Here is an 18374-nt window from a genome sequence, read left to right as displayed (position 1 = left end):
GCCAGTATGAGAGCGGCAGAGAACCCGTGCCGGTTCACTCGCCATCCCCGCTTCGGCGGCAACCGGGCCGGCACCGGGCACCGGGCTGACCGGCGCGTGCAACATGCTGCTCGCATTCCTGCCTTCCGGCGCCGGCATGGGACACGCCATGTCCGTCGACGCCGAGCAGGGCAACGCCGGCATGTGGCGCGCAGTCGATGTCTCCGGTTGCAGCTGACCGCCCGGCTGCGCCAGCTGAGGGGCCAGCATCACAGGAGGTGCTGGCGCCTCACTGTCGCGCGCTCCGGCGGTCCAGCACTCAGGCACGGACCCGAGCGCTGGTGGGGTCGTACATCGGCCGCAACGACACCTCGGCCCGGTAGCGCCTTCCCGCCACGTCGACCTCCCAGCGGCCATTCGCCAGCCAGTCCGGGGTGACCGGCGCACCGCCACCCTCGACCATCGCCAGCCCGACGGCTGAACCCAGGGTCCAGCCGTACGACCCAGCCCGGAGGTAGCCCACCGGCTGACCGTCGCGCAGCACGATCTCTGCGTGGAAGAGCAGCGGTTCGGGGTCGGTCACGCGAACCTGCACGATCCGCCGCGCCATCCCGCCGGCCGCGGCATTCGCAGCCCTGCGGGCGAGGATCGCGTCGCGACCGATGAAGTCCGGCTTGTCCAGCGCCAGCACGAAGCCCAGTCCGGCCTCTAGGGGGCAGTCCGTGTTGTCGATGTCGTGGCCGTAGTCCCGATACGCCTTCTCCATCCGCAGGGAGGCGAGCGCCTTCAGGCCCACCGGGCGCAGGCCGTGCGGCGTTCCGGCGGACTGGATCGTCGCGTAGACCCGGAGGGCGTCGCCAGTCGATACATAGAGCTCGTAGCCGAGCTCGCCGAGGTAGGTGATCCGGGCGAGGAGCACTCGGGTCCCTGCGAGCTCGACCCATCGGGCGCTGCGGAAGCCGAACGCCGCGGTCGACAGGTCGACCTCGGTGAGCTCGGCGAGGACCTCGCGCGACCGCGGGCCCTGGACATTGAGCTGGGCGTAGTCGAGGGTCACATCGGTGATCGTCACCGTCGGGTCGGCGAACCGATGCAGCCGGGCCCGGACGTGACCGTGTGCCGTGTCCGACGCGACGACGAGGAAGTCCTCGGCGCCGAGCTTGGTCACGGTCAGGTCGGCCTCGATCCGGCCGTCGTCGTTGAGCCACTGGGTGTACGTGATCACTCCCGGGTCCCCGTTCACCGCGGCCGCCGACAGACGATCCAGCAGATCACCCGCCCCGGGGCCCTGCACCCGGAACTTCGCCATGAAGGACATGTCCATCAGCCCCACCGCCTCCCGGACCGCGCGGTGCTCCTGCTCCCACCGCTCGAACCACGGAGCGCGTCCCCACGTCGGCTCGGCCTCCGGCGTGCGCCCCTCCCCCGCGAACCAGTCGGCACCCTCCCAGCCGGACACCTCGCGAAGGAAGCCACCCTGGGAGACGAGCCGCTCGTGAACGGGCGACAGGAGCCGGCCCCGCGCGGACTGCAGCTGCGTGCCCGGGGTGTGAGCGGCATACACCGTGCCCAGGACCTCCGTGGTGCGGGCGGACCGGTATGCCGGCTCGAGCTGGTCGGACCGGAACCGGTCGACGTTGAACCCGGTGACGTCCACGTCTGGCCGGCCGGTCGTGATCCAGTGGGCGAGGACGCGGCCGAGGCCACCGGCGGACAGCACCCCGACGGAGTTCATGCCGGCTGCGACGAAGTAGCCACGCAGTTCGGGCACCTCGCCGACAGCCGGTGCCAGGTCGGGCGTGAACGACTCCGGGCCACAGAAGAACGTGCGGATGCCGACGTCCTGGGTGACCGGCACGCGCGCCATCGCCTTCTCGAGGAAGGGCGCCATCCGATCCCAGTCGGGGGGCAGCGTGCCGAAGGAGAAGTCGGCCGGGATGCCCTCCACGCGCCACGCGGCCGCCGTCGGCTCGAAGAGGCCGACCATCATGCCGCCGCCCTCCTCGCGGTAGTAGCCGTAGGAGGACGGGTCCTCGAAGACAGGGCCGTTCGGGTCGATCCCCTCGATGGTGTCGGTGATGAGGTAGTAGTGCTCCGCCGCCTGGTTGGGGATGACGAGGCCGTTGCGCTCGCCGAGCTGACGTGCCCACATGCCGGTGCAGTTGACGACGTACTCGCACTCGATGGTCTGCCCGGCGGCGCGCACCCCCGTCACGGCGTCGTCTGCGGTCAGGACATCGGTCACGGCCACGCCCTCGATGATCCCGATCCCCAGCGCGCGCGCCCCCTTCGCGAGCGACATCGTGAGGTCGACCGGGTTGACCCTCCCGTCGCCCGGGACATGGAAGCCCGCGAGCAGGTCGTCGGTGCGGGCCCACGGGAAGAGGTCGCGGATCTCCGCCGGCGAGATCTCGTGGACCTCGAGACCGAGATGGCGCTGGAAGGCCGCGACCCGGCGGTACTCCTCGAGCCGGTCGGGGTCTGCCGCGGCCTCGATGAGGCCCACGGGCCGGAACCCCGTCGACTGCCCTGTCTCGGCCTCCAGCCGGGCGTAGAGGTCGCGGGAGTAGAGCCGGATCGCCGTGTTCGTCTCCGAGGTCGACCCGAAGCACGTCATCAGCCCAGCGGCATGCCAGGTGGTGCCGGAGGTCAGCCGGTCGCGTTCCAGCACCACGACGTCAGTCCAGCCGGCATGGCCCAGGTGGTAGGCGACCGATGCGCCGATGACCCCACCACCGATGACGACGACACGGGCCCGGTCCGGCAGTTCTCCAACCACTCCGACAACCTAGCCTTCTGCCGTCGCCGCGGTGGTGACGCAGCGCAGATCAAGCAGGGTCCGATTCGCCTGTCCCCGTTCGTGGGTTGGATGAGGACAGTCCTGCCGCAACGCCAGAGGAGAAGGAGCAGTCGTGGCCGAGTACCTGATCTACTTCAACCGCCAGTGGGTCGGAGACCACACGGAGGAGTGGTTCCGTGGGCGCGGGCCGCTCGCCATGGCGGTCATCGACGAGATGAAGGCCGCCGGCGTGTACGTCTTCGCCGGAGGGCTGGAGGAGGACGGCCCGGTCCACAGCGCCGACCCCACGAGTGGCACCCCGGTCATCACCGACGGGCCCTACGTCGAGACCAAGGAGTTCCTGGGCGGGTTCACCGTCGTGAACGTGGTGGACGATGAGGCCGCGAAGATGTGGGCGGGCAAGGTCGCGGAGGCGTGCGGCTGGCCTCAGGAGGTTCGCCGCTTCACGTCGCAGCCGGCAGCACAGCGATGATGCCGGTGGAGTACCTGACTCCCGCGATCGAGGACCGAGCACTTGAGGGTCCAGCTGCTGCTGGCTGACCGGGGCCGTCAGCGCGCCCCACCGATCCCGGACCTGCTCATCGCGGCAACCGCTGAGCTCGCGGGTCTGACGGTGCTTCACCTGGACAAGGACTTCGAGCTCATCGCCGAGCTGACCGGGCAGCACACCGAGCGCCTCCGCCTTTGGCGCGCTGCCGCGACCCGCGGCACTCCGCCGCCTGCCGGGCATGCGGGCGTATCGGGATCTGCCGCTACCGCGGGTGGCTGCTCACGCCAGCGAGTGGCTCGGCGGCGAGGTAGAGTGCGCGATCCACACGTCGGCCACTTTGCAGTTCGAACGCCCGGGAGGCGAGTCCATGGCTCTCTTTGCTGTTCTCATCTATGCCAGCGACTCTGCTCACGAGCCTGGCCAGAGCGCACAAACGTCTGAGGACATCGCTACGTGCGACGCCCACGCGGACGAGCTGGCCTCCTCCGCCGCCATGACGGCAGCCTGGGCGTTCACCCCGCGGTCCATGGCCAGGAGCGTTAGGGCGACGGGCGTAACCGAGGGCCCGTTCATCGACGGCCCTGACCTGGTCGCGGGCGTGTACTTCCTCGAAGCTCCGGATCTAGAGTCGGCTCTTGCTTCGGCCGCCAGTAACCCCGTGGTGCTCCAAGGCGGGGGGGTCGAGGTCCGACCTGTGCACAGCGGAGGCCCTGTCTCGACCGACGCAAGCTGAGCCGACGCCCGGGCGCGCCTGCCCCGTGAGTGTCCCGTACCGGGTTCAGAGGAGACTCGGAACTGACGCGACGACGGTCGCCGCCATGGGGCTCTGGCGGTAGTGCTGGTCCTCGAACTCGACCGGTAGGACGAGCCCGATCTCGGCGCGGCACGTGGCCGCGTCACACCGGCACCCCTCTGATGTCAAGAGGCAGGTTGCAGGCGTCTGCGGGCGTTGGTCTTCCTCGTCGGTGTCGGCGCGGGTAGCGTCTGCTGTTGCGAGGTGGGCAGTGCTACTGAGAGCTGGGCAGACCCCTCTGGAGCCACACCTCACGGGCGGTGCCCGGCGGGAACGCAAACCGATGTAGAGCCACACCGATCACGCTGGTGGGCAGCCGCTTGGAGAGCTTCCCGCCGGGCGCCTGGACCGAGTCTGGCCGGACGCCGGTCCTACCGGAAGTGTCAAGTAGGCACCGATGGTCACGACTGAGCTCGGTGACGCCCGGCCGTGCCAGAGTGATTCTCCTGAGGCCGTCTTGGTTCCTTCTGGCTCAACGCAGACGATCGAGATCCCGTCGGATGTAGCGCAGGTGCGCCCACTCCTCCTCCAGGATCACGCGGATGCAGTCACCGACGCTGGGACGCCAGTCCCCGCCCCAGGGGTCCTCGCGTTCCTCCGCCAACAGCTCCGCCGTGGACGTGGCCAGGAAGTCGGCGACCATTCGCTGTCGCTCGGCACGGACCGCGAGGGTCTCCTCGTAGGCCGGCGGGTCCACGCGGAAGATGGACATGTCGAAGCCCATCTCCTCGGCACCGGTGAAGATCTGGCCGATCTCGTGGAGCGGCTGCTGGAGCCCCAGGATCGCGCCCCGGAGCCATGCGTCGGTCGCCAGGATGAGGTGCCGCAGGGTCTGCGCCATGGACCACTCGTCCTCGACGTGGGCGTCCACCAGGTCCGGCGGCGTTTCCGCCACAGTGGTCTGCCACGCGGACTGCACGGCGGCCCAGCCCTCGCGCAAGCCCTCGGGTGTCTGCGCCTTCTGCAGCTCGCGGCCCGGGAACTGCCGGTTGAGCTCGGCGTCCACGAGCGGCACCACGTCGACCCCATTGACGAAGAGGCGGCCGAAGAACAGGTCGTGGCTGTCGATGTCGAGTCCGTTCACATCGACGCTGCGCATCGTCACAGCGCTGACATTGGAGAAGCGCAGGGTCGCGCCCTTGAAGCTCGCCTTGACGAAGGTCGCGCCTTCAAACTCCTTGGTGTCGCGATAGGTCCTCATCGCTCCATACTGCCGCCCCACATCCAAGCTGTGCGCCATACCGCCGCCTGTCGACCACGCCGCGCTTCACGCGTCTGGACGCCATCTTCGTGAGGGTGAGCCATGGGCTTCCGTGTCGACGACGGGTGATCGTGTCTTGCAGACCGGGCCGTCATCTCATACCCCTGCCGCGCTTTTGAGGTGGCGGTCGACGCGGAGGTTCGGATTGAATGCGGCGGTGGTCCTGCATACCGACGAGCTCAGGGTCGACGAGGCGCTCGTCGCGCGGATGATCGCCGAGCAAGTGCCTGAATACGCAACTGCTCCGGTGCGTCGCCTCACCGCCTCCGGATCGAGCAACTCGCTGTTCCGGCTGGGGGACGAGCTGCTGGTACGGGTGCCGCGACAGCCCGGAGGATCAGCAACCATCCTCAAGGAAGCACGATGGCTTCCCTACCTAGAGGACGCGCTCTCAGCAGGCGTGCCGGAAGTCGTGGCGGTAGGCGAGCCGGCGCACGGCTACCCGGAGCACTGGTCGGTGGTTCGGTGGCTCGACGGGGAGCACCCCACGGCGGCCACACCCGATACCAGTTCACGGGACCTGCTCGCCCGTGACCTGGCCGCCTTGGTGCGCGGGCTGCGTGAGCTCGAGGTGCCAGCCCAGGCGCGGGAAGACGCCGCACTGCGCTGGTATCGCGCCGAGCCGTTGAGCGCGATCGATTCGGAGATCCGCGCCTACGCCGAGCAGTGCCGCTCCGTACCGAACCTCGACCTGGACATCGATGCCGTGACGAGGGTGTGGGACGCGGCGATGGCTGCCGCGGCCGATGGTCCTCCTCCCGCCGCGCACTGGTTGCACGCCGACCTGTTCGCGGAGAACCTGCTCGTACGGCGTGGTCGCCTTTCGGCGGTGCTGGACTTCGGTGGCCTTGCCGTCGGCGATCCCACCGTGGACCTGGTAGTCGCGTGGGAGGTGCTCGACGCTCAGGCGCGGTCCCTCTTCCGCACCGAGGCGGGTATCGACGACCGCACGTGGATGCTGGGGCGGGCGTGGGCCTTGGCCATCGCCGTGATGACTTTCCCCTACTACTGGGACACGATGCCCGAGCGCTGCGCTGACCGGCTCGTGATCGCCCGGCAGGTCCTGACGGACGCCGGCCTCGGTTGAGCACACCCCGGCTAGCGAGAGCGCGAATGCCCTCCGGCGGAGACCGAACACCCGGGGCCGACTCCACGTCGACGCCGTGGCACAGATTGGCGAGTCACAGCGCCGCCTGTCGACCGGTCCGGCCTGCAGGGCCGGACCCGGCCACGATCGCGATGCCAAGAGCCAGGACGAGGTAGCCCGGTCCTGGTGACGCGATCATGAGGACGCCAGCGACACTGACTGCCAGGCCGACGATGAGTACCGCCTTCAGCATGCCGGCCACCCTTTCACAGAACGTCCGTTACGTCCGGAGCTACGACGACCCGCTCCATCAAAGTTGCTTGGCGAGGCGCGTCTATCGGCCGCGAGCCGGGCTAGCGGGATGGGCTCGGCGGTCCTGTGCTGTCTTGGGCTCCCGCTCGCTCGTCGAAGCGGCATGTAGATGGATCTGTCTACACGAGTATCGTTCTGTTGTGGCCGAGACAACGACGATCCGCATCAGCAGGGACACTCATGCGCGCGTAACGCGCCTGGCGGCCGAACGCCACGAAACGATCGATGAGACGGTGAGCAAGGCTATCCGCGCGCTGCGCCAGGACGCCATGGCGCGGGACCTCGCGGCGAAGCTCACCGAGGATGAGACGGCGTGGCTCGATGCTGACGCCGGGTGACGTCGTCGAACTCGACCTCGGCATGCCCGCCGGTAGCGAGGCAGGACTCCGTCGCCCCGCCGTCGTCGTGACAGCTGCCCGGATTCTGAGGGGCGGACCCAACCTCGTCCAGGTCGTTCCGTTGACCAGGACCATCCGCACGAGCAGCACCGAGGTCCTGATCGACCCCGATGAGGACAACCACCTTGCCGCGCGTTCCTCGGCGCAGTGCCAGCACGTGCGCGCCGTGGCCACGACACGGATTCAGGAGCGCACCGGCAATATCGGCCCGGTGGTCCTCAACGAAGTCCGCGAGACACTGGCGCTACTGCTAGACCTCTAGCGTGGTCCGGTGCCGGCGACGAGCCAGGGCCAGTTGAGCAGAGCGGGAACCAGCCCGACGTGATCGACTTCCTCGTCGAGGAGTTCGAGGCCTCACTGAAGCGGCCGCCGGTCACCGATCCCGATCCGCACCGTATCGACGCCGCTGGTCCGGTGCCTACGTCACCGCGTACACCGATGGTGAGCCGTCGCACCTCTGTTTCACTGGAATCTCCGACGATTGACACGAACCCTGCTTCGCTGACCTCGTGGGCGTCGTGCCCCCGACGATCCTTCCAGTCCCCACGGATCCTCGTCGTGAGTCATACCTCTCGCCAACCGTGCGTCACTCCGGCCCCCCTCGGCCGACCCTCCTTGTCCAGGTTGCCCAACGACATCAACCGTCGCGATCCGCGCTAGCCCCTGCGACCGGAGGTAAACCAAGTGCTGTTCCGTGAACATGCTCCACCCTGACAGGAGGCTCACACAGTCGTCGAGCTTGTGCGAGCGCTCCGGTGGAGGCTGTGGCCGGCAGCGCTCCGTGCGTCTTTCGCCGCCAAACGCGCTGGTCAACTGACGCAAGGACTCAGAGCTGGAGGTGCAGGCGTAGTGCGTCGTCCAGTTGCTCCATCAGCTGCGCTGGAACCAGCCCAAGGGCCGGGCCGACCCTTTCGATCAAAACGGACCGAATCTGCTCCGCTTGGGCCTTGGAGTCCAGGCGCAGCCCCGTCTCCTCGGCCGGCAGTGCAACCTGGAAGGGGTAGACGTGGGCCACGTTGCTGGTGACCGGGACGATGGTCACCACTCCGCGGCCGAGCCGGGCTGCGGTCGCGTTGGCGCGGTCGTTGCTGACGATCACAGCGGGCCGGCGCTTGTTCGCCCCAGCGTGACGTGCAGGGTCGAGGTCGACCAGTCGGATCTCACCGCGCAGCATCCGCGAGCCCGTCAGCCGTGGTCTCCTCCCATGCGGCGGCGTCACCGGAGGCCTCCCATTCGTCCCAAGCGGCCGCGTAGGCGTCGTCGAGGTCGGGCTGGCCCAGCAGCCGGATGGCGCGCTGAATGGCCGCGGAACGGCTTGGGATCCCAGCGGCTCGGGCGTAGCGGTCGAGGACCGCGACGTCTTCCTCGGGAAGGCTGATACTGAGCTTCATCCACTGATGCTACCACGGTAGGACCACAGTACTACTAGCGGCGCCGCGCGTTGAGAATGCGCGTCACGGCGCCGCCTGTCGACCAGTAGCTGTCTGAGGGCATATCGATGAGCGGACACACGCACAGCGGCGCGGACCGCACGCCCAGCCTCACCCCGAGGGGACGCGACGAGCGTCGGGGGCATGCCCAACCACTCACAGGCTCCAGGAGCGTCACGGACGGCAGCGAACGATCTCGAACGGTTCCAAGCACGCTTCAGGAGCGTGATCCTCCGAATCTGCGTACGAAACGGAGGCAGGCGAACGGGCGTGAACCCGCGTGAACACCCGGGCAGCCACCTGTAGCAGCCCGATGAGACCGCGAATCAGACTAGGCCTGGGAAGCGCCGGTCAGCTCCCTCAGGGGCTGACCGGCGTTTCCGCAGGTGAATGGCGGTGGCGGTGGGATTTGAACCCACGGTGGAGTTACCCCCACACACGCTTTCGAGGCGTGCTCCTTAGGCCGCTCGGACACGCCACCAAGGCGGAACATTACCGGAGGGCGTCGCCCCCAAGAAATCGGGCCCGGTGAGGCAGACCGACCCGGCGACCGACCCAGCGACCGACCCGGCGGACCCATCCGGCAGACCGGGCCGGAGCAGGGGCGGACGTCAGCGAGCGGAACCGAGAATGCGGAGCGCCGCGGTCACGGTCGCATGCGCGCCGTCGCGTCCGAGTGCCCGGATGATCGGCCCGGCGATGGCGTCCAGCTCCACCGAGCGCCCGCCCAGGTGGTCCTTCAGCATCGACGACTGCATCCCTTCCGGCAACGAGCGCAGCCGCCCCTCAATGCCGTCCGCGTCGATCGGCACACCGGCGGCTGCGGCCGCAGCGACCGCCTCCGCCACGATCGGCCGCACCAGGTCGGGCTGGCGCTGGATCGCCGTGCCGATCGGCGCCTCCGCGGAGGTGGTGAGCAGGGCGAGCGGGGCGAGGAAGGACAGCTTGCGCCAGAGGACGCTCGCGTCGTCCGGCGCCGTGCTCACGGAGCAGCCGGCCTGCTCAGCGAGCTCGGCCCAGCGGCGGCCGCCCTCGCTGGCGAGCGACACCCCGACGTCGCAGAAGCCACTCACCTGCTCGACGACACCGGGACGATGGCGGGTCGCCTCGACCGAGATGCTCGACGCGATGACCTCGACGCCGGGAAGCTCGGCCCGGAGGTAGGCCACATGATCGATGCCGTTGAGCAGGGGCGCCACGACCGTGTCCCGGACCAGGGCCCCGGGCACCCGCTGCAGGGCGCCGGGCAGGTCCATGGCCTTGGTGGCGATGACGAGGACGTCCACCGGTTCGACGAGGAGGCTTCGCGCCTCGACAGATCCCTCCCACGTGCCGTCCGGGCCCGTGTAGTGCAGTCCACCGGCGGCGATCGCCGCAGCCGTCCGCTCCCCCGCGACGACCGAGACGTCGTGTCCAGCCCGCGCCAGCCGAGCGGCCACGACACCTCCGACGCCTCCGGGCCCCAGCACGCCGACCGTCGTCATCGTCCCTCTCCTTGGTTCAGGGCCCGGCTCTCCGCCCGGGCCGCAGCATCGTCGTCGGAGCCGAGCACGCGCTTGCGCTCGAAGAACTCGACGAGGAGGGCGGCAGCCTCCTCGGCCCGAACGCCACCCATGATGTCGACACGGTGCGTGGCGAGCGGGTCGCGGGTCAGGTCCCAGACCGATCCGCAGGCGCCGGCCTTCGGGTCCCAGGCCCCGAAGACGATCCGTTCGACTCGAGCCGCCATGGCCGCACCAGCACACATGACGCAGGGCTCGAGGGTGACGACCAGCGTCGCCCCGTCGAGTCGCCAGGAGCCGACGGCGGCGGCCGCATCACGCAGGGCGATGATCTCGGCATGGCCGGTCGGGTCACCGACTTCTTCCCGCACATTGCGACCGCGACCGATGACGACGCCGTCCGCGCCGATGACGACCGCACCCACGGGCACGTCGTCCGAGCCCGCGGCAGCGGCAGCGAGCGCGAGCGCGTCACCGAGCCAAGCGGCATACGTCTCCCCGGCTGCCGCGGCGTCGGTCACAGCGGTCTCCGAATTCTTGGGCACGCGCTAAGTTTCCACCCATGGACGTCCACGTCGCTGACCACCCCCTGATCGCCCACAAGCTCACCTACCTGCGCGACAGGCGGACGGACAGCCCGACCTTCCGGCGTCTGGCCGAGGAGCTGATGACGCTGCTCGCCTACGAGGCCACCCGCGACGTGCGGGTCGAGCCGTTCCGGATCGAGACGCCGGTCGCGCCGACGACGGGGATCAAGCTGTCCAACCCCAAGCCGCTTGTCGTGCCGATTCTCCGCGCCGGTCTGGGCATGCTCGAGGGCATGGTGCGCCTCCTGCCGAGCGCCGAGGTGGGCTTCCTCGGGATGCAGCGCAACGAGGAGACGCTCGAGGCGGTCACCTACGCGAACCGGCTTCCCGACGACCTCACCGGACGTCAGGTCTTCGTGCTCGACCCGATGCTGGCCACCGGCGGCTCGATGTCCGATGCGATCCACTTCCTCATCGAGCGAGGAGCCGACGACATAACTGCGGTATGCCTCCTGGCTGCCCCCGAGGGCATCCAACACCTCGCGGACTCCCTGAGCTCGACGAAGATCCCGATCCGGGTCGTCACGGGTGCCGTGGACGAGCGTCTCAACGAGAAGGGCTACATCGTGCCCGGTCTCGGGGACGCGGGAGACCGGCTCTACGGGGTCGTCGACTGAGGCTGTGGATGGCCCGCGTCTCGGGCTGCGCACTCGGGCAGACTGTGTGACGATTCGGGACAAATCGACCGCCACGCTGCCAGGGGGACCGTGCCGTGCGCACCAAGACATCCATGCCGTATGCCGCTGGGCTAGCTGCCGCTCTCGCGCTCAGCGGGTGCGGAGCTGGGGTTCCGGCTCCTGCAGTCAGGATGCCGACGCCGACGCAAACGGTCAGCCCGTCGCCGGGAGCCGCCGCCACCTCGTCGACCGCGACGGCTGACGTCGATCCCGTCCTCGCGCGAATTCCCAAGGCCGCGAGGGAGAACACCCAAGAAGGCGCCGAAGCCTTCGGGAAGTTCTTCATGGAGCAGGTGGCCCAGTCTCTTGTCGCAGCGGACCCAGACTTGCTGAGGGGTCTGCATTCGGCGGAGTGCAAGACATGCGCCAACTTCCGAAGAACAGCCGCCAATCTCGAGGCAGCCGGCGAACATCACTCCAAGCCGTCATTCATCGTTCAGGACACCGCGATTCGGCGCTTCCTGGAGAACGAGCCGTCGAAGTTCATCGAGGTCACGGGACAAGAGGTACCCGTCGGCATCGTCAACCGTTCCAACGCAACCGTCGATAGGACCCGCCAACAGGACGGCATTCGCTTCGTCCTCGTCCTGGAGTTCGACACGCATTGGTCGGTGTCGGCTGTTCACGTGGAGGAGGAGTGATCAAGACCTCCATGTTTGCGGCCGCGCTCCTCCTCTCAGCAGGCATTGCCACACCCGCCCAGGGAGCCAGCGCCGATCAACGGGATTGTCCGAGAAGCCTGAGCGGTTGCGGCGCAGACGAAAAGGCTGCATACGTCGAATTGCTAGACCGGCCAGCGGTGTTGGGGTTGCCGGATGCTCCGGACGGTGCGAAGTCGTCGACGAAGGACGCAGACCCTCCTCGATACGAGTACCTCTCTCTCCCGGACTGTCCCGAGAACGACCCGAACGGCGGTCGGACCGACATCATGTGCAGCCGCGCCTTGACGGCCTGCCCACCCGAGCTGACGGGCAACCTGCGGCTCAACATCTGGCAGCGGCTCGTCGCCCCACCTGCGGAGCCGATCCGCTGGACGTCAGTGGGAGTGACGTGCCACAGCGACATCGCCCCCGGGGCCCGACCCAGGTTGTCCATGGCTGACCTCAAGGCTGAGTTCCTCCGGACTCCCTGGGCGCAGCCGACCATCAAGATCGAGCCGAGGGGTGAGGTCACCCTCGTCAACCTCACGACGTTCTACTCGGTGGCGTGGTCGAAGGACGGCTACCAGCCTGGCGAGGCCCGCTCCCGCACACTCCTCGGCATCCCGGTCCAGCTTCGCCCGCGACTGATCGGCTTCCGGTACGACTTCGGCGACGGCGCCCGGTTCGGCCCGACGACCTCAGCTGGCGGCGGCTACCCGGACGGCGAGGTCGTCCACACCTACCGCGAGCCCGGCATCTACTCAGCCAGGGTCGTCACCACGTTGGGGGCCGAGTTCAGCGTGGACGGCGGCGCCAGCTGGGACCGGATCCCCGCGACCGTCGACGTTCCCGGGCCGCCGACGGACATCACCGTCAAGGAGGCCAAGGCGGTGCTGGTGCGCTGACGTCACCCCGGCAGGGTGTCCCCCCACGCTGAATCCCTTGCGGCCCGGTACCGCCCACCTTCTCGCCGGCTCACCACTGCTCGGCCCGCGGACCCGTCGGGCTGGCAGACGCGGAACTCGACGAGGCCCTTGCGTTTCACCGGGTGCCGAAGGATCCTGCCGCTGCGCGCAGGTGGCTCGAAGGCACCGGGAGCAGCTGCTGCGACCCAGGAGAACTTCTCGTCCTCGTAGGGGAGGTCGGCACCCTTGATGCGGCGATGCTCCGCCGAACGACTGACACGGGCCGCGAAGTGACACCAGTCCGGTCCGACGAGCGGGCAGGAGAGCTCATGGGGGCAGGGGCCGAGGAGGTGCCAGCCCTCGGTGAGGAAGCGGTTCCGCACGCCGAGGACCCGCTCGTACCCGTCCGGTGTCCCCGGCTCGACGACGACAGCGACCTGGCCACGCGCCATCATCTCGTCGATCAGATCGGTGATCTGGCGGGCCGAGAGCTCGCTCAGGACATAGGAGGCGGTGATCAGATCTGCCGCGACGTCCGGAAGCGCGCCGACCAGGGCGCGGTCGAAGCGCGTCGACCGCAACACCGGCGCAGAGGCCTCGGCGACGAGGCGTCGTCCCAGGTCCAGCGCCTCGACCACCTGGTCGAGGACGACGATCGACTCCAAGGAGTCGAAGACAGCAGCTGCCGCCCAGGCTGCGGCACCCGTGCCACCGCCGACATCGACAATGGTTCTCGGCCGGACGCCGGTTCGAGCGACGTCCTCGAGCACGCGCTGCATCGCCGCATGCGTGGCGGGCATTCGGTACGTGGCATACGCACCGACCCGCACCGGGCTCGACAGGATCGCTCCGCGGGCAGCGCGCGGCTGCCGGTAGCGCTCGACGAGGTCCGCGGTCGCCCTTGCGAGGTCACGCTCTGAGAACCCGCTCAGCGCCGCGCTCAGAGCGGACCGCAGCTCCGCCGCATAGGAGGTCACCTTCACCCGACCAGAGTCCGCCGAGAACGATCCACGCGAGGAGACTACTGTGGGGCCGACACACCCCCACCTCCACGTCCCCAAGCGTCACTTCGGGCACACTGGTCCCACACCTGTGCCGTGCGACGCACGGCCGTCCGTCACGCTGAGGAGCGAACGCCATGGGCCCGAAGGCCAAGAAGATCATCCTGATCCTTGTTGGCGCGTTCTTCATCTATGCGATCTTCACGTCCCCCGACAAGGCCGCGGGGATCGTCAGCAACGCCTGGGGCGTAATGGTGGACGGCTTCAACGCGATCCTTCGCTTCTTCGACACCCTGCTGAACAGCAACTAGGGGCCGACGGCGGCCCGATGGCGATCCTCCGGCGCACCGACGAGATCCCCGCGGGTCTCTCTCCGATCCTGCTGCCCGGGGAGCAGCTCGTCACCGCCGTCCACTCGCACTGGGCCAGACTGGTCAAGCCGGTCTCGATCAGCCTCGTCGCGCTGGCTCTCGCGATTGTCGTCGACGCCAACCTGACTCCCGCCACCCAACCGGTCGGCAACGCGCTGTGGTTCCTCTTCTTCGTCACCCTCGTCGCACTCTCGTGGAGGATCCTCGAGTGGCGCAACGACTGGTTCGTGGCGACGGACAAGCGGCTCCTGCTGCGCTACGGCATCATCACGCACAAGGTCGCCATGATGCCGCTCATCAAGGTCACCGACATGAGCTACGTCAGGTCCATCCCCGGGATGCTGCTCGGTTACGGCCGATTCATCATGGAGAGCGCCGGCCAGGACCAGGCGCTGCGGACCGTCGAGTGGGTGCCCCGACCCGACGAGACCTATCGAGCCATCTGCGCGGTCATCTTCAACATCGGACCACCGCCGGGAACGGCCACGGTCGTCGAGATCCCTGACGGTGGAACGGATCCGACCCCGCCGGGCGGCGACGGCCCCGGCGGAGGCCCCGGGGGCACCGGCGGTCCCGTCGGGCCTGGTGGGTCCGGCGCGCCGCGGGACGCCGAGCCCGGAGGGTCACCGAGGCACGGCACACCCATCTACCCGGACGTGCCCCCCATCCACAACCCGATCCAGGATCGCCTTGACCGCTACTCGCGGGCGATACCGATCCGTCGCATCCGCGGGGGCGAGTCCCTCTACGAGAGCGATGACATCCGTCGCCGCCGCCGGTCCGCTGACACCGGACCGGTCCCCATCAGGCCGCAGGACAGCCGACCGCGGCACGAGCCGAGCTCGGACTGAGTCAGACTGCATGGTCGCGCGACCATCGAGCCGATCGACCTGGCTCGCACTGGCAGGGGAGTCCTCGAGGCACGCAAGCTCAAAGCACTCATCCAGGCAGGGACTGGCAGTCCGCCGCTCAGGCCCCTACGTCACCGACCCGCCCGCCGCATCACTGGGGATCACTGATGCGCTGAGCGGGTCCGTTTCCTAGTGTCAGGTCGACGGGTGCCCTGAGGCCGCCCGGCCGTAGGCGGAACGATGAGGCCTGGCTCCGGGGACGGAGCCAGGCCTCAGGTGCAGCGACAGGTCAGAGGGCCTTGATGATGTCCTCGACCCGCTCCTTGGCGTCACCGAAGAGCATGGCGCTGTTCTCTCGGAAGAAGAGCGGGTTCTGCACGCCGGCATAGCCCGCCGCCATGGAGCGCTTGAACACCACGACCTCCCTGGCCTTCCACACCTCGAGGACCGGCATTCCCGCGATGGGGCTGTTCGGGTCCTCCTCCGCGGACGGGTTGACGGTGTCGTTGGCCCCGATGACGAGCACGACGTCGGTCTCCGGCAGGTCGCCGTTGATCTCGTCCATCTCGAGGACGATGTCGTAGGGCACCTTCGCCTCGGCGAGCAGCACGTTCATGTGACCCGGCAGGCGCCCGGCCACCGGGTGGATTCCGAAGCGGACGTTGACGCCCTTCTGCCGCAGGTGCGAGGTCAGCTCCGCGACGGGGTACTGCGCCTGGGCGACGGCCATGCCGTAGCCGGGCGTGATGACGACCGACTTGGCGTGCATCAGCAGGTCGGCGACCTCGGCCGCATTCGTCTCGCGGTGCTCGCCGTAGTCGACGTCGCCGGTCGGCACGCCCCCGTCGGAGCCGAACCCGCCGGCGATGACGCTGAGGAACTTGCGGTTCATCGCCTTGCTCATGATGTACGACAGGTAGGCACCGGAGGAGCCGACGAGCGCACCGGTGACGATGAGCAGGTCGTTGCCGAGCATGAAGCCCGCTGCGGCCGCGGCCCACCCGGAGTACGAGTTGAGCATCGACACGACGACCGGCATGTCGCCGCCGCCGATCGAGGCGACGAGGTGCCAGCCGAAGGCCAGGGCGATCGCCGTCATGATGACGAGCGGCAGGATCGAGTGCGCCGCGACGAACCACACCAGGAGGACGACCGAGACGATCCCGGCGGCGAGGTTCAGCCAGTGCCGGGCCGGCAGCATCAGCGGGGCGCCCGAGATCTTCGCCGACAGCTTGAGGTAGGCGACGATCGAGCCGGTGAACGTGACGGCTCCGATGAAGACGCCGAGGAAGACCTCGACGCTGTGCACGGCGTCGGTCGAACCGGTGAGGAAGGAGTTGTAGCCGACGAGCACCGCAGCCAGACCGACGAAGCTGTGGAGCATCGCGATCAGCTCCGGCATCCCCGTCATCTCGACCTTGCGCGCCTTGGTGACCCCGATGGCCGCGCCGATGGCGACGGCAACCGCGATCAGACCCCAGTTGAGCCACTCAGCCGAGCGGCCCGCCAACCACAGCGTGGCCAGCAGGGCGATACCCATGCCCACGATGCCCAGGCCGTTGCCGTCCTTGGCCGTCTCGTGTTTGGACAGGCCGGCGAGGCTGAGGATGAAGAGGATCGCCGCGATGATGTAGGCGGCGGTGATGAGGGACAGTTCCACGGGTCAGCCCTTCCGGAACATGGTGAGCATGCGGCGGGTCACGAGGAAGCCACCGAAGATGTTGATGCTGGCGACGAGCGTCGCGACGAACGCCAGGGCGAGGATGGCGACCTCGGTCGACTCGGACACCCCCAGCTGGATCAGCGCACCGACGACGATGATCCCGCTGATCGCGTTGGTCACCGACATCAGCGGGGTGTGCAGCGCGTGGTGCACGTTGCCGATGACGTAGAAACCGACGACGACGGCCAGCGCGAAGACGGTGAAGTGCGCCAGGAAGCTCGCCGGGGAGAACGCCGCGATGAGGGCGAACACCGCCGCCCCGATCCCCATCATCACGAACTTGCGGTTCGGGTTCGGTGGCGGTGGCGGTTCCTTGGGAACTGGAGGTGCAGCAGCCACCGGGGCCGGGGCGGCAGAGACCTGGATCGGTGGTGGCGGCCACAGCAGCTCGCCCTCTCGGGCGACCGTCATGCCACGCACCACGACATCCTCGAGGTCGGCCACGAGCTGGCCGTCCTTGCCCGGCGTCAACAGCTTCATCAGGTTGACGAGGTTCGTGCCGTAGAGCTGGCTCGCCTGCGTGGGCAGTCGGCCCGCGAGGTCGGTGTAGCCGATGATCTTGACGCCGTTGTCGGTGACGACGAGCTCGTCCGCGACGGACCCCTCGACGTTGCCGCCGTTGGCCGCAGCCATGTCGACGATGACGGAGCCGGCCCGCATCGTCGCGACCATCTCCCCCGTGATCAGACGAGGCGCCGGCTTGCCGGGGATGAGGGCCGTCGTGATGATGATGTCGACGTCCTTGCACTGCTCCGCGTAGAGCTCAGCGGCCTTGCGGTTGTAGTCCTCTCCCATCTCGCGGGCGTAGCCGTCACTGCTCGCCTGCAGCTCACCCACCTGGACCTGGAGGAACTCGCCCCCCATCGACTCGACCTGCTCGGCCACCTCGGGCCGCGCATCGGTGGCACGAACAATGGCGCCGAGGCTGCCGGCTGTGCCGATTGCGGCAAGTCCAGCGACCCCGGCGCCAACGACGAGCACCTTCGCGGGGGGGACCTTGCCTGCGGCAGTCACCTGCCCGGTGAAGAACGAGCCGAACTCGTGAGCCGCCTCGACGACAGCGCGGTAGCCGGCGATGTTGGCCATCGAGGAGAGCACGTCGAGTGACTGTGCCCGACTGATGCGCGGCACGGCGTCCATCGCCATCGCGGTGACACCAGCCGCGCGCAGCTGCTCGACCAGCTCAGGGTTGAGCGCCGGCGCCATCACGCTGACCAGGACCGCGCCCGGGCGCAGCGTCGCGATCTCCGCGTCGGAGGGCGCATTGACCTTGTGGACGATGTCGGAGCCCCACGCCTCCGCCGCGTCGACGACGCGCGCGCCGGCCGCGGCGTACGAGGCATCGTCGAAGCTCGCGCCGACACCGGCTCCGCGCTCGACGACGACTTCGTACCCGAGCCCGATCAGCTGGGCGACCGTCTTTGGGGTGGCGGCGACGCGGGTCTCGCGCGGCCGCGTCTCACGGGGAACGCCGATTTGCACAACTGCTCCTTCTATCCAAGAGCGATACTGCCTCAAGCAACCTATGGCACAGGGTCAACGGCCCCGCAGGCAGTGCCACTCAAA

Annotated in this window: 20 protein-coding genes and 1 tRNA gene; 10 read left to right on the top strand and 11 right to left on the bottom strand. The window is 68.7% G+C overall.

What is annotated here, in order from left to right; genetic code table 11:
* Positions 1-298: 298 nt before the first annotated feature.
* Positions 299-2758, bottom strand: a complete 2460-nt coding sequence (locus tag ABWV20_RS08365) for a GcvT family protein (protein WP_353354511.1) — start codon at positions 2756-2758, stop codon at positions 299-301.
* A 133-nt stretch (positions 2759-2891) separates the two neighbouring features.
* Between ABWV20_RS08365 and ABWV20_RS08360 the strand changes: the two genes are divergently transcribed.
* Entirely contained in the window at positions 2892-3251 is a 360-nt protein-coding gene (locus tag ABWV20_RS08360) for a YciI family protein (RefSeq protein ID WP_353354509.1), read from the top strand.
* Between the two features lie 289 nt (positions 3252-3540).
* Complete coding sequence (locus ABWV20_RS08355; RefSeq protein WP_353354507.1) at positions 3541-4002, top strand: YciI family protein; 462 nt, start codon at positions 3541-3543, stop codon at positions 4000-4002.
* Between the two features lie 532 nt (positions 4003-4534).
* Here ABWV20_RS08355 and ABWV20_RS08350 read toward each other — a convergent pair.
* Entirely contained in the window at positions 4535-5263 is a 729-nt protein-coding gene (locus ABWV20_RS08350; RefSeq protein WP_353354505.1) for a DinB family protein, read from the bottom strand.
* A 205-nt stretch (positions 5264-5468) separates the two neighbouring features.
* Here ABWV20_RS08350 and ABWV20_RS08345 point away from each other — a divergent pair, with 205 nt between their 5' ends.
* Positions 5469-6410, top strand: a complete 942-nt coding sequence (locus ABWV20_RS08345) for an aminoglycoside phosphotransferase family protein (protein WP_353354504.1) — start codon at positions 5469-5471, stop codon at positions 6408-6410.
* Between the two features lie 94 nt (positions 6411-6504).
* Here the strand turns inward: ABWV20_RS08345 and ABWV20_RS08340 are convergent, their stop codons facing one another.
* Positions 6505-6663 (bottom strand): PGPGW domain-containing protein, encoded by a 159-nt coding sequence (locus ABWV20_RS08340; protein WP_353354503.1) that lies wholly within the window; start codon positions 6661-6663, stop codon positions 6505-6507.
* 199 nt (positions 6664-6862) lie between these two features.
* Between ABWV20_RS08340 and ABWV20_RS08335 the strand changes: the two genes are divergently transcribed.
* Positions 6863-7060 carry a hypothetical protein gene (locus tag ABWV20_RS08335; RefSeq protein WP_353354501.1) on the top strand — a complete coding sequence of 66 codons (198 nt, stop codon included), beginning with the start codon at positions 6863-6865 and terminating at the stop codon, positions 7058-7060.
* Complete coding sequence (locus ABWV20_RS08330) at positions 7044-7382, top strand: type II toxin-antitoxin system PemK/MazF family toxin (RefSeq protein WP_353354499.1); 339 nt, start codon at positions 7044-7046, stop codon at positions 7380-7382. The genes ABWV20_RS08335 and ABWV20_RS08330 overlap by 17 nt, the downstream gene beginning before the upstream one ends.
* Positions 7383-7946: 564 nt before the next feature.
* Here the strand turns inward: ABWV20_RS08330 and ABWV20_RS08325 are convergent.
* From ABWV20_RS08325 to ABWV20_RS08305, 5 genes are all read right to left on the bottom strand, one after another.
* Positions 7947-8294: a type II toxin-antitoxin system PemK/MazF family toxin gene (locus tag ABWV20_RS08325; RefSeq protein WP_353354497.1), complete on the bottom strand. Its 348-nt coding sequence runs from the start codon at positions 8292-8294 to the stop codon at positions 7947-7949.
* Complete coding sequence (locus tag ABWV20_RS08320; RefSeq protein WP_353354496.1) at positions 8281-8511, bottom strand: ribbon-helix-helix domain-containing protein; 231 nt, start codon at positions 8509-8511, stop codon at positions 8281-8283. The genes ABWV20_RS08325 and ABWV20_RS08320 overlap by 14 nt, the downstream gene beginning before the upstream one ends.
* Positions 8512-8941: 430 nt before the next feature.
* Positions 8942-9031 (bottom strand) — tRNA-Ser (locus ABWV20_RS08315).
* Positions 9032-9161: 130 nt separating this feature from the next.
* The gene (locus ABWV20_RS08310) at positions 9162-10034 is read right to left on the bottom strand and encodes a ketopantoate reductase family protein (protein ID WP_353354494.1); all 873 of its coding nucleotides are present in this window, start codon (positions 10032-10034) and stop codon (positions 9162-9164) included.
* A complete protein-coding gene (locus tag ABWV20_RS08305; protein WP_353354492.1) occupies positions 10031-10597 on the bottom strand; it encodes a nucleoside deaminase in 567 nt (188 codons plus the stop codon). Before ABWV20_RS08305 ends, ABWV20_RS08310 begins: the two co-directional genes overlap by 4 nt.
* A gap of 17 nt (positions 10598-10614) precedes the next feature.
* On the opposite strand from ABWV20_RS08305, the gene upp reads away from it, so the two are divergent.
* The 3 genes from upp to ABWV20_RS08290 all read left to right on the top strand — a co-directional run bounded on the left by upp (position 10615) and on the right by ABWV20_RS08290 (position 12862).
* Complete coding sequence (gene upp, locus ABWV20_RS08300; protein WP_353354490.1) at positions 10615-11256, top strand: uracil phosphoribosyltransferase; 642 nt, start codon at positions 10615-10617, stop codon at positions 11254-11256.
* Positions 11257-11447: 191 nt separating this feature from the next.
* Complete coding sequence (locus ABWV20_RS08295; RefSeq protein ID WP_353354488.1) at positions 11448-11957, top strand: DUF6318 family protein; 510 nt, start codon at positions 11448-11450, stop codon at positions 11955-11957.
* Between the two features lie 167 nt (positions 11958-12124).
* Positions 12125-12862, top strand: a complete 738-nt coding sequence (locus ABWV20_RS08290; RefSeq protein WP_353354487.1) for a hypothetical protein — start codon at positions 12125-12127, stop codon at positions 12860-12862.
* A gap of 2 nt (positions 12863-12864) precedes the next feature.
* On the opposite strand, the gene ABWV20_RS08285 is transcribed toward ABWV20_RS08290, so the two are convergent.
* Positions 12865-13845, bottom strand: a complete 981-nt coding sequence (locus ABWV20_RS08285; RefSeq protein WP_353354485.1) for a small ribosomal subunit Rsm22 family protein — start codon at positions 13843-13845, stop codon at positions 12865-12867.
* A gap of 155 nt (positions 13846-14000) precedes the next feature.
* On the opposite strand from ABWV20_RS08285, the gene ABWV20_RS08280 reads away from it, so the two are divergent.
* Together ABWV20_RS08280 and ABWV20_RS08275 are read left to right on the top strand one after the other, a co-directional pair.
* Complete coding sequence (locus ABWV20_RS08280; RefSeq protein ID WP_353354483.1) at positions 14001-14174, top strand: hypothetical protein; 174 nt, start codon at positions 14001-14003, stop codon at positions 14172-14174.
* A gap of 17 nt (positions 14175-14191) precedes the next feature.
* Complete coding sequence (locus ABWV20_RS08275; RefSeq protein WP_353354481.1) at positions 14192-15085, top strand: PH domain-containing protein; 894 nt, start codon at positions 14192-14194, stop codon at positions 15083-15085.
* Between the two features lie 289 nt (positions 15086-15374).
* On the opposite strand, the gene pntB is transcribed toward ABWV20_RS08275, so the two are convergent.
* Together pntB and ABWV20_RS08265 are read right to left on the bottom strand one after the other, a co-directional pair.
* Complete coding sequence (gene pntB / locus ABWV20_RS08270; protein ID WP_353354479.1) at positions 15375-16745, bottom strand: Re/Si-specific NAD(P)(+) transhydrogenase subunit beta; 1371 nt, start codon at positions 16743-16745, stop codon at positions 15375-15377.
* A gap of 3 nt (positions 16746-16748) precedes the next feature.
* The gene (locus ABWV20_RS08265; protein WP_353354478.1) at positions 16749-18290 is read right to left on the bottom strand and encodes a Re/Si-specific NAD(P)(+) transhydrogenase subunit alpha; all 1542 of its coding nucleotides are present in this window, start codon (positions 18288-18290) and stop codon (positions 16749-16751) included.
* Positions 18291-18374: the final 84 nt, after the last annotated feature.

The organism is Intrasporangium sp. DVR (assembly GCF_040365325.1).
GTDB lineage: Bacteria > Actinomycetota > Actinomycetes > Actinomycetales > Dermatophilaceae > Intrasporangium.
The sequence above is the reverse complement of the archived record's forward strand: the minus strand, read 5'-3'. Positions and strand labels throughout refer to the sequence as shown.

What these genes read in the sequence shown, in the direction of transcription:
- ABWV20_RS08350 (WP_353354505.1), bottom strand. Translation starts at nt 5,263, where the DNA reads ATGAGGACCTATCGCGACACCAAGGAGTTTGAAGGCGCGACCTTCGTC.
- ABWV20_RS08310 (WP_353354494.1), bottom strand. Translation starts at nt 10,034, where the DNA reads ATGACGACGGTCGGCGTGCTGGGGCCCGGAGGCGTCGGAGGTGTCGTG.
- ABWV20_RS08295 (WP_353354488.1), top strand. Translation starts at nt 11,448, where the DNA reads ATGCCGACGCCGACGCAAACGGTCAGCCCGTCGCCGGGAGCCGCCGCC.
- ABWV20_RS08325 (WP_353354497.1), bottom strand. Translation starts at nt 8,294, where the DNA reads ATGCTGCGCGGTGAGATCCGACTGGTCGACCTCGACCCTGCACGTCAC.
- ABWV20_RS08280 (WP_353354483.1), top strand. Translation starts at nt 14,001, where the DNA reads ATGGGCCCGAAGGCCAAGAAGATCATCCTGATCCTTGTTGGCGCGTTC.
- ABWV20_RS08330 (WP_353354499.1), top strand. Translation starts at nt 7,044, where the DNA reads ATGCTGACGCCGGGTGACGTCGTCGAACTCGACCTCGGCATGCCCGCC.
- ABWV20_RS08340 (WP_353354503.1), bottom strand. Translation starts at nt 6,663, where the DNA reads ATGCTGAAGGCGGTACTCATCGTCGGCCTGGCAGTCAGTGTCGCTGGC.
- ABWV20_RS08275 (WP_353354481.1), top strand. Translation starts at nt 14,192, where the DNA reads ATGGCGATCCTCCGGCGCACCGACGAGATCCCCGCGGGTCTCTCTCCG.
- upp (WP_353354490.1), top strand. Translation starts at nt 10,615, where the DNA reads ATGGACGTCCACGTCGCTGACCACCCCCTGATCGCCCACAAGCTCACC.
- ABWV20_RS08320 (WP_353354496.1), bottom strand. Translation starts at nt 8,511, where the DNA reads ATGAAGCTCAGTATCAGCCTTCCCGAGGAAGACGTCGCGGTCCTCGAC.